This window comes from Candidatus Magasanikbacteria bacterium RIFOXYB2_FULL_38_10 (assembly GCA_001783145.1).
In the GTDB taxonomy this organism is placed as follows: Bacteria; Patescibacteriota; Patescibacteriia; order Magasanikbacterales; family UBA10003; genus GWC2-40-17.
In genome coordinates this window covers 1-13,695 of sequence record MFQT01000009.1, presented here as the reverse complement: position 1 = coordinate 13,695, position 13,695 = coordinate 1, and the positions used below count along the sequence as shown (strand labels likewise).

General features: G+C 38.9%; 12 protein-coding genes and 1 pseudogene. 7 read left to right on the top strand and 6 right to left on the bottom strand.

Features of this window, described 5'->3' with window-relative positions; translation table 11 throughout:
- Nucleotide 1 precedes the first annotated feature (1 nt).
- Complete coding sequence (locus A2294_02375; GenBank protein OGH85791.1) at nt 2-970, top strand: tryptophan--tRNA ligase; 969 nt, start codon at nt 2-4, stop codon at nt 968-970.
- A gap of 41 nt (nt 971-1,011) precedes the next feature.
- On the opposite strand, the gene A2294_02370 is transcribed toward A2294_02375, so the two are convergent.
- Genes A2294_02370 through A2294_02345 form a run of 6 tightly spaced genes read right to left on the bottom strand, consistent with a single transcriptional unit; the run spans nt 1,012 to nt 5,949 of the window.
- Nucleotides 1,012-1,980, bottom strand: a complete 969-nt coding sequence (locus A2294_02370) for an L-lactate dehydrogenase (GenBank protein OGH85819.1) — start codon at nt 1,978-1,980, stop codon at nt 1,012-1,014.
- 19 nt (nt 1,981-1,999) lie between these two features.
- Entirely contained in the window at nt 2,000-2,923 is a 924-nt protein-coding gene (locus A2294_02365; protein ID OGH85790.1) for a fructose-1,6-bisphosphate aldolase, class II, read from the bottom strand.
- A 5-nt stretch (nt 2,924-2,928) separates the two neighbouring features.
- The gene (locus tag A2294_02360; GenBank protein OGH85789.1) at nt 2,929-3,894 is read right to left on the bottom strand and encodes a hypothetical protein; all 966 of its coding nucleotides are present in this window, start codon (nt 3,892-3,894) and stop codon (nt 2,929-2,931) included.
- A 1-nt stretch (nt 3,895) separates the two neighbouring features.
- A complete protein-coding gene (locus A2294_02355) occupies nt 3,896-4,813 on the bottom strand; it encodes a hypothetical protein (GenBank protein ID OGH85788.1) in 918 nt (305 codons plus the stop codon).
- Between the two features lie 44 nt (nt 4,814-4,857).
- Nucleotides 4,858-5,490 carry a hypothetical protein gene (locus A2294_02350; GenBank protein ID OGH85787.1) on the bottom strand — a complete coding sequence of 211 codons (633 nt, stop codon included), beginning with the start codon at nt 5,488-5,490 and terminating at the stop codon, nt 4,858-4,860.
- A gap of 3 nt (nt 5,491-5,493) precedes the next feature.
- Nucleotides 5,494-5,949, bottom strand: a complete 456-nt coding sequence (locus tag A2294_02345) for a hypothetical protein (GenBank protein ID OGH85786.1) — start codon at nt 5,947-5,949, stop codon at nt 5,494-5,496.
- A gap of 156 nt (nt 5,950-6,105) precedes the next feature.
- On the opposite strand from A2294_02345, the gene A2294_02340 reads away from it, so the two are divergent.
- The 6 genes and pseudogenes from A2294_02340 to A2294_02315 all read left to right on the top strand — a co-directional run bounded on the left by A2294_02340 (nt 6,106) and on the right by A2294_02315 (nt 13,695).
- Nucleotides 6,106-6,759 (top strand): hypothetical protein, encoded by a 654-nt coding sequence (locus A2294_02340; GenBank protein OGH85785.1) that lies wholly within the window; start codon nt 6,106-6,108, stop codon nt 6,757-6,759.
- A gap of 100 nt (nt 6,760-6,859) precedes the next feature.
- Nucleotides 6,860-8,113, top strand: coding sequence for a hypothetical protein (locus A2294_02335; protein ID OGH85784.1), 1,254 nt, complete (start codon nt 6,860-6,862; stop codon nt 8,111-8,113).
- A gap of 228 nt (nt 8,114-8,341) precedes the next feature.
- Nucleotides 8,342-11,242 carry a hypothetical protein gene (locus A2294_02330; GenBank protein OGH85783.1) on the top strand — a complete coding sequence of 967 codons (2,901 nt, stop codon included), beginning with the start codon at nt 8,342-8,344 and terminating at the stop codon, nt 11,240-11,242.
- An 80-nt stretch (nt 11,243-11,322) separates the two neighbouring features.
- A complete protein-coding gene (locus tag A2294_02325) occupies nt 11,323-12,135 on the top strand; it encodes a hypothetical protein (GenBank protein ID OGH85782.1) in 813 nt (270 codons plus the stop codon).
- 155 nt (nt 12,136-12,290) lie between these two features.
- Entirely contained in the window at nt 12,291-13,253 is a 963-nt protein-coding gene (locus A2294_02320) for an NGG1p interacting factor NIF3 (GenBank protein ID OGH85781.1), read from the top strand.
- Nucleotides 13,254-13,258: 5 nt separating this feature from the next.
- Nucleotides 13,259-13,695: pseudogene (locus A2294_02315) on the top strand (hypothetical protein).

Below are 13,695 nucleotides of genomic sequence, written 5' to 3'. Positions count from 1 at the left end.
TATGCAAAGATTATTATCAGGCATTAAACCGACGGGAGACATTCATCTTGGCAATTATTTTGGCGCCATGCGTCAGTTTTTGGATTTGCAGAATGAATTTGACAGTTTTATCTTCATTGCTGATTATCATGCTTTGAATCAATTGCAGAATGCGAAAGAGTTATCCAAAAATATTTTAGAAATTGCCAAAGCCTATCTGGCGATTGGGTTAAATCCGGATAAAGTGACTTTATTTAAACAATCCGATGTGCCAGAAGTAACGGAGCTTGCTTGGATTTTTAATTGTTTAACGCCGATTGCGGAATTGCAACGTGCTCATGCCTATAAAGATGCAATGGCTAAAAAATTGCCGGTCAATATGGGTTTGTTTGATTATCCGGTACTAATGGCGGCGGATATTTTGATGTACAATTCCGATGTGGTGCCAGTAGGAGCAGATCAGAAACAGCATTTAGAGGTGGCACAGGATATGGCTAAAAAATTTAATAAGGTTTTTGGAGAAATTTTTAAAGTACCTCAAGAAAGAATTTTGGAAGGATCGGCCACAGTGCCAGGATTAGATGGCAGAAAAATGAGTAAGAGTTATAAAAATACTATTGGATTATTTGATAGTGAAAAAGATGTCTTGAAAAAAGTAATGACTATCAAAACAGATAGCAAAGGTGCTAGTGAGCCCAAGGATACTAAAACGGATAATATTTTTTCTTTACATAAATTATTTGCCACTCCAGATGAATTAAAAGAGTTAGAAAGGGCTTATAAAGAAGGTCAAATTTCTTATAAAGAATCTAAAGAATTGTTAGGAGAGAGGATAAATAATTTCCTGCAACCGCTTAGAGAAAAAAAATTAGCTTTAGATGCTAATGAAAAAATGGTTAAAGAAATTTTGGTGCAAGGCGCTGGCAAAGCAAGAAATGAAGCTCAAGCAATGATGAAAAGAGTTAGAGAGAAAATTGGAGTGAAGAATTAAAATAAAATCCGCTGTTATAGCGGATTTTATTTTTGTAGTTTCTAAATTTTTATACTCTTGATCGTTTCGCTAATGACTTTGGCAGATTGACGCAGTTTTTGCAATTCTTCATCATTTAATTTTACTTCCAGCACTCTTTTGATGCCGGTTCTTCCCACTACAGAAGGCAGGGATAAACAAATATCTTTTAATCCATATTGCCCTGTTAAAAGAGAGGACAAGGGGAAGACATGATTTTCATCATACAAAATAGCGCGGACAATTCTAGAGATAGCTAAGGCAATTGCATAATAAGTGGCGCCTTTTTTACAAATAATCTCATAAGCGGCATTTTTGGTGTGGTTGTAAGAATCCTCTACTAATTGGGGATCGTATTCTTTAAAACTGGTAATATTTTCACCCATTAAATTAGCGTGGGAAATTATTGGAACCTCGGAATCGCCATGTTCGCCAATTAAATAGGCGGCCATGGAATCTGGCGCTACACCAAATTCTTGGGCCAATAAATAACGAAAGCGGGAAGAATCTAAAGTGGTACCGGTGCCAAAGACTTGATAATTAGGTAGGCCGGATTTTTTTAAAGCTACATAGGTCATCACATCTAGTGGATTTGTTACCATTAAAATTACGGCCTTGTCTGTATAATGGCGTACTTGTTCTATGATTCCACCAATAATTTTGGCATTGATAGCGGCCAAGTCTAATCTGGTTTGTCCAACTTTTTGTCCCAGTCCCGCTGTAATAACCACTACATCGGCATCTTTACAATCGGAATAATCACCGGCCCAAATCCGGGATTGTTTAACAAAAGAAAGACCATGCCCCAAGTCCATGGCCTCACCAAGGCATTTGTCTTTGTTAACATCAACTAGAACAATTTCTGAAGCTATGCCTTGTATCATCAAGGTATAGGCAGCCGTGGAGCCAACAAAACCGGCGCCCACTATCACTACCCGGGTAGTTTCTATTAGTGGCGCCGGGATTTCTTTTTCATTTTTTTTCTCAAGCATTTTTTTAGCGGGCATAAATTTAAGATTTAAAAAGTTTAATTTTGTCTAAAGCTGTTTTTTTTACTTTTTCTTTGCCTGCTCCCAAATATTTTCGCGGATCAAAAACTTTTAAATCCTGCAGTAGGGTATTGCGCACACCGGCGGTAAAAGCTACGCGTAAATCAGTATCAATGTTGATTTTGGCCACGCCCAATTTAATGGCACCCAAAATTTCCGCATCCGGCACTCCTTTGGCGCCGCCCAGTCTTTCGCAGTCGCCGATTTTGTCACATTTAAATTTAATTAAGTTTAATAACTTTTGGGGCACGCCGCTGGCACCATGCAAGACTAAGGGAATTTTTACAAGTTTGGCAATTTCTTTAAGTCTGGCTAAATCCAATTTGCCCGTTCCACTAAATTTATAGGCTCCATGTGAAGTGCCAATGGCTACAGCCAAAGCGTCACAGCCGGTTTTTTTAACAAAATCTGCGGCCTGTAAGGGATTGGTAAAAATATTAGCCGCGGCTGAAACCTTATCTTCTATTCCTTTCAGAATACCCAGCTCTGCTTCCACGCTCATTTTTTTGGCGTGTGCCCATTTCACCACTTGTTTGGTTTGGGCAATATTTTCTTCATAAGACAAAGCTGAACCATCAAACATTACAGAAGTGTAAAAGCCGGAGGTGATAATTTTTTTAATCAATTTTAAATCTTTGCCATGATCTAAATGTAACACTAAGGGTATTTTGGTTTTTTTGGCCGCGGCATCAACCATAGCCTCAATATATTCTAGCCCCATATAATCAATTGCTCCTTCGCTGGTTTGCAGAATGATGGGGGATTTGGTTTCCCCCGCCGCTTCTGTTAAGGCTTGTAAAAATTCCAAATTATTAAAATTAAAAGCCGGTAAGGCATAACCATTTTTTCTGGCAGGAATTAAAACTTTGTTGAGATTAACAAGCATAAGATTTAAAAATTAACCGGACAGATGTGTTTATATTTTTTATGAAAAGCAATCATTTGCACTTTGGTCAAAAGACCGTCTTGCGGTCCGTATTTCATAATGACGGAAGATGAATTGCAGGTACCCCAACACATAGCTTCAGCAATAGATTTTTTATAATGCAAAGCCGCAATAAAAGCCGTGGCATAGGAATCGCCGGCGCCGGTGCGTTCTATAACAGGGGTATTTAAAATGTCCATTTGCCAAAATTTTTCCCCGTCAAAGCAGAAAGATCCATTTGTGCCATCGGTAATCACTACAATTTTAGGTCCGGTTTTATGGACAGCTAAAAGATAATGTCTAATATCATGCTGGGCTCCTACAATAGTGGCCGCTTCTTCTTTGTTGATAAAAATTACTTGTGTAATTTTTAAAATTTCTTCCATTTGTTTGAATCCGCCGCGCAACTGAAATGTCCCCGGATTGTATCCTAGTTTGGTTTTATTTTTTTTAACAAAATTAACAATTTGTTGATTGAGTTTTTGATGATTGGGGCCAAGTGAGGTGTAATAGATCCATTCTGTCGGTTTAAGTTTGGGCAAAGAATAAATGCGAGGTGCATGATAAACAAAAATCGTCCTTTCTCCCTTATAATTAATTACAAAAGAAGAGTTAGTTTCTTTGCGTTTGTCCAAAATGGCATATTCCATTTCCACCTTTTCTTTTTCTAAACGTTCCCAAATAAATTCTCCCGTGCCATCGTTTCCTAAAATTGTATAAAAAGCAGTTTTTAGACCTAAGCGTGAGGATCCGACGGCATTATTGGCCGCATTGCCGGCTACTTTGCGGTGCAGTTTGTCAATGGGAATTTTATCTGCAAAATTAACACAAATCATGCAACGGTCGGAATGCAAAGAGCAATTTACCTCCGCGTCATGAATCTGCAATAAATTATCCAGGGTGCAATCCCCAATAGAAATTATGTCATGCATATTATTTTTGGTTTAAATAATCAATGGCTGCAAGGGTGGCAGAACAACCCATACCAGCGGCAATAACAATTTGTTTGTAAGGGACGTCGGTGACATCTCCGGCGGCAAAAATTCCCTGGACGTTGGTGCGGCCGGTGCGATCCGTTATAATTTCTCCGTATTTATTTTTTTCCACCAAATCTATAAAATCCGCATTGGCCTGCATGCCAATATTTACAAAAATTCCTTGCACTGGCAAAGTTTGAGTGATACCGGTTTTGTCCGCGTATTCTAGGGCTTGCACCATTTTTTCACCGGTAATTTTTTGCATTTTTATTTCCGTAAGAATTTTTATGTTGGGATTATTTTTTACTTTATCAATCAAGATGGTTTCGCCACGAAATTCCGGATGAACATTTAAAAGATAAACAACACTGGCAATTTCCGAGAGCATCAAAGCAGAAGTTAGAGCGCTGTTGCCCCCGCCAATTACAGCTGTAATTTTATTTTTAAAAAGAGGCGCATCGCAAGTGGCACAGTAGGTGACACCTTTATGGAAGAAATCTTTTTCACCATCTATGTTTAGATGCCGGGGTTTGGCGCCTGTGGCTATCAAAATAGCGCGGGTTTCTTCTTTTTTTTCTTCTCCGGCCAAGTTTTTTAGTGTTAAAGAAAAACCATCTTTAATTTTTTCTATTTTGGTGACGGCAGAACCCAAATCAAATTCAACTTTATTATATTTTAGTTGTTCGTATAATTTATTGCTAAAATCAAAACCGCTAATTTTATTTTCTCCCGGCCAATTTTCTATATCTGTGGTGGTGGCTAATTCCCCACCCACTTCCGGAGCAATAACTTTTAAAATAAGATTTCTTCTTTTTCCGTAAATGGCGGCGGTGATGCCGGCAATGGATCCTCCTAAAATAGCTAGATCAAGCATAGTATTATATTAGTCCCCGAGCCTTTTAGGCGGGGCAGACAAATTTATTTAATTAATTCCTGTAACTCTTTAAAATGTTTAGCGGGTTCGGGATTGTTAAAAATTTCACTGCCCATTACCACATAATCCAGATTAAGATTTTTAATGGTTTCTAATTCTGGAATGTGAATGCCGCCGTCAATTCCCACTGGTGTATTGGGATGTTTTTCTTTAAAAAGCTTTATTTTTTCTAAAACTTCCGGTAAAAAGGCCTGGCCTTGCTTGCCTGGATGAACTGCTAAAAACATCATTAAATCCGCTTCATAGCCAGTGGCACCAATTTGTTCCAAAGTCGTCTCGGGATTAACGGCCACCCCGGCTTTATAACCATAGGCTTCTATGTGTTCTATGGAAGCTACAGGTATTTTGGCGGCTTCCAGATGAAAAATAACCCTTTGAATGTTGGGGAAATTATACCATCTTTCTATTTCTTGGGCTGGATTTTGTACCATCAGATGTAATTCAAACTGTACCGGAGTTTGAATAGAGCGGAGCGAATCCGGATCTACGGTTTTTTCCGGCACAAAAAATCCGTCGCAAACGTCAATGTGGACTAAATCGGTTAAATTTTCCACTTGTTGCAGTTGTTGTTGAAAAATTTCCGGATTAGTGGCGAGAATAGCGGGAATAATTTGCATAGATTATTTATCTAATTTAGTTAATTCCTCAATCCTTCTTTTATACCTTTCCTCATTAGAAAAAGGTGTATCTAAAAAAAATTTGGTAATGGTGGTGGCATATTCGGGACTCAAAACCGCTCCGGCCAAGCATAAGACATTGGCGTCCTCATCGGTGCGGGCCCATTTGGCCGCCTGGGTGTTATAGCCTAAGGCAGCGCGTATGCCTTTTATTTTGTTGGCGGCCATGCAAATACCATTGCCCGAGCCGCAGAGTAAAATTCCCCGACCGTTATTTTTTAAAATTTCACTAACCAATTTTTGAGCAACCAGTGGGTAGTCGTCGGCGGGTTCCGGCTGATTGGGTGTTAAATCTTCTAGAAGGTAGCCAAGTTCCTTAAGTTTATTTTTAATCTCTTCTTTAAGATTAAAACCGGCGTGATCGGTGGCAATAAAAATTGATTTATCGGTGTTTTCCATATTAAGTTTATTAATGTTGATTTTTATCAGTCTTATCTCTGATTATTATAGCAATTTGGAGAGGGCTTGACAAAAAGGTAATTTTTTGCTAAGCTGTGGGCAATCATTTCCCTGGAGGGAATTATGCCTTTCTGGATCATTTTGTCCTTGTGTCTGATGGGGAACGTGGCCTTGGCTCAGCCCGATCCGCTCACGGCGGAAGACCGGCCGGAAACATGGACGTCGGGCAACTTTGAGTTTACCTCTACTCCGTCCTGCGGGGCCTCGGGTTGTACTTTCACCATCGAGGCGAAGAAGGACGGCGTGGTGTTTTTTCACTTCATTAACATGAGCGCTGATGTCAGTGCCCTTAGCGACAATTGTATTCGCATCGGCACTACACACGACTTCATTGGTATTTACGACGTGGCCAACGTAAGTAGCCCGATCCTGCCGCAAGTCATCTGTCGGGAAGAAGATACACGCAGACTGTACAACGACGAGGTTGTTGGTTACAGGTACGTGGACCGTACGGCCAAGATGCTGGGCAAGCAACTCAAGGAGCGGATGGCTAGGCTCGAAATCCGCGCGGCCCAGTGGTCTAGGTTGGATGAACAGACGCAGCACGCCACCATCGTAGAGGCGCTGGCCATCACGCAGATTTTTTTGCGGGAAGGGCTGGAACCACCGCGCCCAAAGAATATCAAGAAGTTCGTACAGAAGTTGATCCCTCGGGTCTTTGATAAAGTGGTGGACGGCGTGGTCGATGCCGTCAACGACCGCCTAAACAAGCGCGGCCTGGGGGGCGGTCTTTCTATTCTCCTCAATTGATCGTTCTTTTAAATCCAACCCGCTATTCATTTTGAATGGCGGTTTTTTATATTTTATTGATAAATCATACTTGGTAGGTTATAATTAGCATATAAAAACTATGCGCGCTGAGAACTTACAATATTTTAGAGAAGAGTTGGGGCTAAAACCTCAAAAAGAGGCCAAAACATCTAAAGAAAAGAAGGATGGCGAATTTAAGTTTGAGATTATAACCTCTTCCGACTTGCGGGAGAGACTTAAAAATCGAGTCTGGGGTTTGGTGAATACCGCTCGTGAAGAACATTATGACGCCTTGGTGTTTTTGGATAAAAGCGCGCGACCAATTTCCTGGCTTTTTAGAAAAATGTGGGAAAGAATCTGCCCTGAAGAAAAAATGCCGCAGATAAATTTTGTCAACATTGGCAGAGATAATCCTGTTTACGAAGCCAGAGAATATACTCGTAATGTTGGTAATCCCCAAGCATGGGCTCCGGAAGTTTTTTCCTCTAACGTTGAGGGTTTACAAAATATTTTCGGCCATCAATTTGATAAGAAAAATATTTTGTTGGTGGATGAAGTGATGAGTACCGGCACGTCGTTGTTAATTGCAAAAAAACTTTTTGAAAATACCTTTTTTGGTATAACGGTTAATCAATCATCAATTTTTACGACCGACGAGATTGAGGATGTGCCATGGCACGCAATGCCTTGGATGGATAAACCCGGCGCTACTGGTGTTATGGATGATAAGGGAGAGTTATTAACTAAACGGATTGATCAAAAAAATTTAGATGACAAATTAGCTGAACTGACTGATAAAGTGACAGAAGAAGCAAAAGAAATGGCGGAAAGGAAGGGAGCGACTATGGGTTTTGGAGCTTCTACTTTTCTCGATTTTATAAGTAGGATGGAAGACGAAATAGTTAAGTTAAGAATCGCCAAAACTATTGATAAAAAATTGCAAAAATTGTCAGAATATTTTCCGGCCCTTGGAGAATTGAGGAGTTGTCTTCCCAAATTAAAAATTTTGGACAAAGCCCCATTGTCTATTCAGGCCAGTAATGAAGAAAAGGAAAAATATATTATTGATGCATGGCAGGCCATTAATGCTTTGGATTTATTGCAAGGAGATATGGGAAAGATAATTTTAGCAGAAATGGAAGAAGGTAATAATACCAAAGAATTGGAGGATTTGAAGTCTTTATTTGATTTTGTTAAAAATAGTAAGGATGAGGCTCTTACTCGTTCCAGTTTTCCTTATGATCTTTTTAAGAAAATTAACGATTTTAGCAATTTGAAAAAATTACAACGTCGGGGTAAACAATTAAGACGGGAAATGGATAAAATAGCCGAGGAAGTTCCGGCGGCGAATTGACTTTTTTAGGGCTTTTGTTAAACTATATTTAACGCTTTGATCCGCTAATCAGCGGGGAGCTGAAGGAAGAACGCCTCAAAAGGCAAGTAGAACCTTCTGGGCAGGCCCATTACAGCCGTAATTAAGTTAAAGTTCAAGATGGTACCGTCTAGCGCCATCCGCTGGTTGGCGGAGCTAGACTCTTGGCACGCTAAAAGCGTGTTTTTTAATTATTAAAAATTTGTTTTTATGCAATCTCAAAATAAAAAATCCCTTTTTGCTCAAAATGAAGAGGAAGTTTTAAGAATGTGGGCGGAGAAAAATATCTTTCAAAAAACTCTAGAGAAAAAATCTCCTAAGGGCAATTTTGTTTTTTTTGAAGGACCTCCAACGGCTAACGGCCGTCCGGGTATTCATCATATTTTGGCCAGGTCTTTTAAAGATATTATTTTGCGTTTTCGCACTATGCAAGGCTACCACGTGGAACGTAAAGCCGGCTGGGATACGCACGGTCTGCCTGTGGAATTGCAAGTAGAAAAGGAATTGGGCATTTCCGGCAAACCGGAGATAGAAAAATATGGCGTGGAGGAATTTAATCAAAAATGCCAAGAAAGCGTTTGGAAATATCAAGACGAGTGGGAAAAATTAACCCGGCGTATTGGCTTTTGGCTGGATTTGGAACATCCTTATGTCACTTATCGCAATGATTATATAGAAAGTTTATGGTGGATTTTTAAAGAAATAGACAAGCGCGGTTTGGTGTACAAGGGCTACAAAGTTGTTCCGCAATGTCCTCGTTGTGGCACGGCTCTTTCTTCTCACGAAGTGGCGCAAGGTTATAAAAATGTGGAAGACACCTCGGTTTATGTAAAATTTAAAGTTAAAGAACAGGATAAAACTTTTATTCTTTCTTGGACCACCACCCCCTGGACTTTGCCGGGCAACGTGGGTTTGGCGGTTGGGTCGGAAATAGTTTATGTCAAAGTAAAGCACAATGATGAATTTTACATCTTGGCCAAAACTTTAGTAGAACAGGTTTTGGATGCTTCCACGGAAATTGTTGAAGAATTTAAGGGTCAAGATTTAGAAGGTTTGGAATACGAACCCCTTTTTCCCGGAGTTTTAGATCCGCAAGGTAAAAAAGCTTGGTTTGTGGGTACTGGTGATTTTGTTTCCACTGTTGATGGTACTGGCATAGTGCACACAGCGGTAATGTATGGCGAAGACGATTTTAATTTTGGAGAAAAATATAATTTGCCTTTTGTGCATACAGTAGACGAGAATGGTCATTTTTTACCAATGGTTAAAAATTGGGCTGGTCAATTTGTAAAAAATCCGGAAGTGGAAAAGGGGATAATAGAAGATTTGAAATCTCGCGGCTTATTTTTAGCTGAAGAAAAATACGCCCATGATTATCCTTTTTGCTGGCGTTGTGACAGCCCGCTTTTGTATTATGCTAAAGATTCTTGGTTTATTAAAATTTCTGCCGTGCAAAAGGATTTACTCAAAAATAATGAAAAAATTAATTGGGTGCCGGACTATATTAAAGAAGGCCGCTTTGGCGAATGGTTAAGCAATATTAGAGACTGGGCCATTTCTCGTCAGCGTTATTGGGGTACTCCTTTGCCAATTTGGATTTGTGAGAAATGCGACCAAAAGGAAATTATCGGCAGTTTAGAGGAATTGCAAAAAAGGGCCGGTGCTTTGCCTAAAAATAAAGATGGGGAGGTTGATTTGCATCGCCCTTTTATTGATAATTTAAAATTTGTTTGTTCTTGCGGTGGAGAAATGAAAAGAATTTCCGATGTTTTTGATTGCTGGTATGATTCCGGTGCCATGCCTTTCGCCCAGTATCATTATCCTTTTGAGAATAAAAATTTGATTGATAAAGGAGAGCAGTTTCCTGCTGATTTTATTTCCGAGGCCATTGATCAAACCCGCGGCTGGTTTTATACACTACTCGCCGTTTCCACTTTGCTTGGTCAGGGCGCGCCATATAAAAATGTGATTTGTCTGGGACATATTCGCGACAAGGAAGGTAAAAAAATGAGCAAGTCTAAGGGTAATGTGGTGGATCCGTGGATGATTGCCGATAAGTTTGGCGTGGATGCTTTGCGCATGTATTTATTTTCTTTGAATCAACCCGGCGAACCTAAAAATTTTGATGAAAAAGAAGTGGAAGAAATTTTACGCAAAGTGATAATGCTTTTGGGTAATGTTATGAATTTTTATGAGATGTATAAAAAGGACACTGCCCAAAAATATGTCGGGTCGCCCCATCTTTTGGATAAATGGATTATAGCCAAATTTTTTGTTTTGATAAAAGACATGAATAGAGATTTAGATTGTTATCATGTTTTTGAAGCCTCACGCCGGCTGATTGATTTTATCAACGAGCTTTCCACTTGGTATGTGCGTCGCAGTCGCGAAAGATTAAAAGGCGAGGGAGAAGACAAAGAAAACTGTGCTGCCACTTTGCGTTTTGTTTTGGAAAATTTGGTTAAATTGCTAGCGCCTTTCATGCCTTTTGTCAGTGAAAGATTTTATGCCCGTTTAGATGGAAAAGAAGAATCTGTGCATTTGGATGATTGGCCATTGGCACAAGAAGAAAAAATCAATTGGGAGATTTTAAAAGAAATGGAATTAGCTAGAAAGATAGTGGAATTAGGTTTGTCCGCGCGAGCAGAAAAGACACTCAAGGTGCGCCAACCTTTAAGTGCTATGTGTATTGCCAATTTTCAATTAAATGAAGAATTGATTAAAATTATCTCCGAAGAATTAAATATTAAAGAAGTTAGGGTAGTTAAAGATTTTAGTGATTTGCAGGGTGAAAATTGGTTAATTAAGATTGAAGGTACCTTGTCAATAGCCCTTAATATAAAAATAGATGAACAACTAAAAGCCGAAGGAATGATTCGCGAAATTGTGCGCGCTCTTAATCAGTTGCGTAAAAATGCAGGATTAACAATTAAAGACCAGGTGGTAATGACAGTAGAAACAGCTGACGGGGAATTGCAAAAAGTTATTAAAGATAGTGTAGATATTTTGTCTGCTCAGGTTTTAGCCAAAGAAATAATTTTAGGCAAGGTTGGTGAAAAAGGTTTTCAAGGCGAAGTGGAAGGCAAGGAAATTAAAGTAAATTTTAGTTAATTTAAGATGTTTTTTTATTTTTTTAGATATGTTATAATAAATTCATCAAGTTTTTAGTATTAATTTTTTTATATAAATATATGGCCGAAACCTTAAGAGTTTCTTCAAGCGAAATGGGTTTGCTTCCCGAGGAAGTAAATTTTACAGGGGAAAAATCAAAAAAAGGTGTTAAAAAAGCAGGGGAGGTCGTGCCTCTTGTCAAAAGAACCAAAACTGCCTCAGAAGCTAGAGTGCGTTTTGAAGAATTAAGAGCGGCTAGAACCGGAGAGGCTGGTAAAAAAAGAATGGCAAAAATTGAGACTCCAAAAATAGAACCCTCAAACGCGGAAGAAGATGTTTTGGTTACTCCAAAAGGAGAAACTTATGAAGCCAAAACTTTGAGAGCGATAAAAGAAAGGGCGAGCGTTTTAGCAGAAGGAACAGGTGCAGAATCCCAGCAGCTTAGGGAACAATCAGAAAAAGAACTAGCGGCTCAAGCTTTAAAATATAAAGAAGCGGATCGTAAAAAGAAAACAGAAGATTTGTTTGATAAAACAATGGATAGCATTATTATTGATCAACAATATAAAGATACTCTGGCTGGAGACAATTCTTTTGGAGAAATTTTTGTTAAAAAAGATTTAGGTCTTTTAAGGACAAAAATTGCCAAAACCGTAGATGATTTGGAGAAAAAAATGGATTTAACACCCGAGGGAAAAGTTAAAGGTTGGGATTTGTTTGGTTTTAAGAAAAGAAAAATGGAAAAGACTGAAGAATATAAGCGTTATCAGGCTTACAGAGAAATGCAGGAGGCTTTGATTTCTAAGGTAGCTAAGGCTGGAGATAAAGTAGCGGCTAAAAAGGATCGTTTTTTAAATGAGACAGAACAAAGGTCAAAATGGGTAGTACGATAAGATAAAATTTAGGTTTTTTAAAGGGACCCCTCTAACTAAAGATGGGTCTCTTTTTTATTTTTTAGCTAAATTTGGCTAAAAAATATTGTGAACATGCTCTTGATTTTTCTCTATTTTTTTGCTAAGATAAAGAAAAGTAAAATTTAATCTTTTTTATGACAATTCAACAAATTTATAATCTGGCTCTGCAATTGGGTTTAAAAACAGATCTGCGCGGAGAAAAAGGGGTCAAAAAATATTTGGCCAAGATAAAAAAATACTATGAGAGTTTATCGGCTGAAGAAAAAAAATATTTTGACGAGACAAAATTGCAAGATCCTTATGCCGATTCTTCTATTCATTTGGCGGACTCGCCTAAGTTAGAAGTGCGTTCTGTTTTGGCCGGTATTGATATTGATGTGGGGGAAGTATTGTTGGCCGCCAATTTACAAGAACGTGGAGAAAAGATAGATTTAATCTTGGGCCATCATCCTATTGGTAAATCTTATGCCGAGCTTTCTGAAGTGATGGATTTATTGGTTGATAGTTTTGTAGAGGTGGGTGTCCCCGTGCATGTGGCGGAAAATTTAATTCATGATCGAATGATAGAAGTTAGCCGCGGAGTGCATCCTATCAATCATTATCAGGCCATTGATGCCGCCAAACTTTTAAAAGTTAATTTGATGAATACGCACACTTTGACGGATAATTTGGTGCAAAAATTTATTAAAGATTTTCTTAAAAAGAAAGCACCGGAAACAGTGGGAGAAACCTTAAAGGCTTTAATGGAAATTCCCGAGTATCAAATTGCCAAACATCAAGGCGCGGGACCTAAAATCACTTCCGGCCGTCCGGAGAATCGTTTGGGCAAATTTATGATAGAAATGACCGGCGGCACCAACCCTTCGGAAAAAATTTATCAAGAAGTTTCTAAGGCGGGTATTAGTACTGTTATTAGTATGCACATGAATGACAAGGGCTTTAATGAGGCTAGAGGATCTTTTTTAAATCTGATTTTTGCCGGACATATGGCCTCGGATTCTTTAGGGATGAATTTGTTTTTGGATGAGCTGGAAAAGAAGGGAATTAAAATTTTACCTTGCTCCGGTTTAATTAGAGTGAGCAGGGTTAAAAAATAAAATATATGATAAGAGAAGTGAAAAGACCTTTAGACCCTAATTTATATAAACCAGATGGTTCTAGGAGGACTGCCGATTTTAAAGGCGTGTTGATAGATTGGGAAGCCCGTGACGCTGAAAAGACACAGCGACAAGCAGAAGAAAAAAAGGACGAACAAGAAAGAAAAAAGACGGTTTTGGAAACACAGAAGGCTGTTTTTGAAGAGAGGATTGAACAGCTTACAGACCAGATAAGAGAAGCAAAAAGGCTAATTAGCGTTAATGAGATACATCGTCAGGAAATACGATCTCGCCGCGGAGATGCTTTTGTTCAAGAGATCAAGATAAAACAAGCGGAAGCGACGATTATTAAAGCCACGGAAGATATAGCCGAGGTTAGGAGCAAGGTTAGGGATTTGCGACGAAGGTTGGATTTTTTGTTGGAAACGGAAGAAAAACAAGC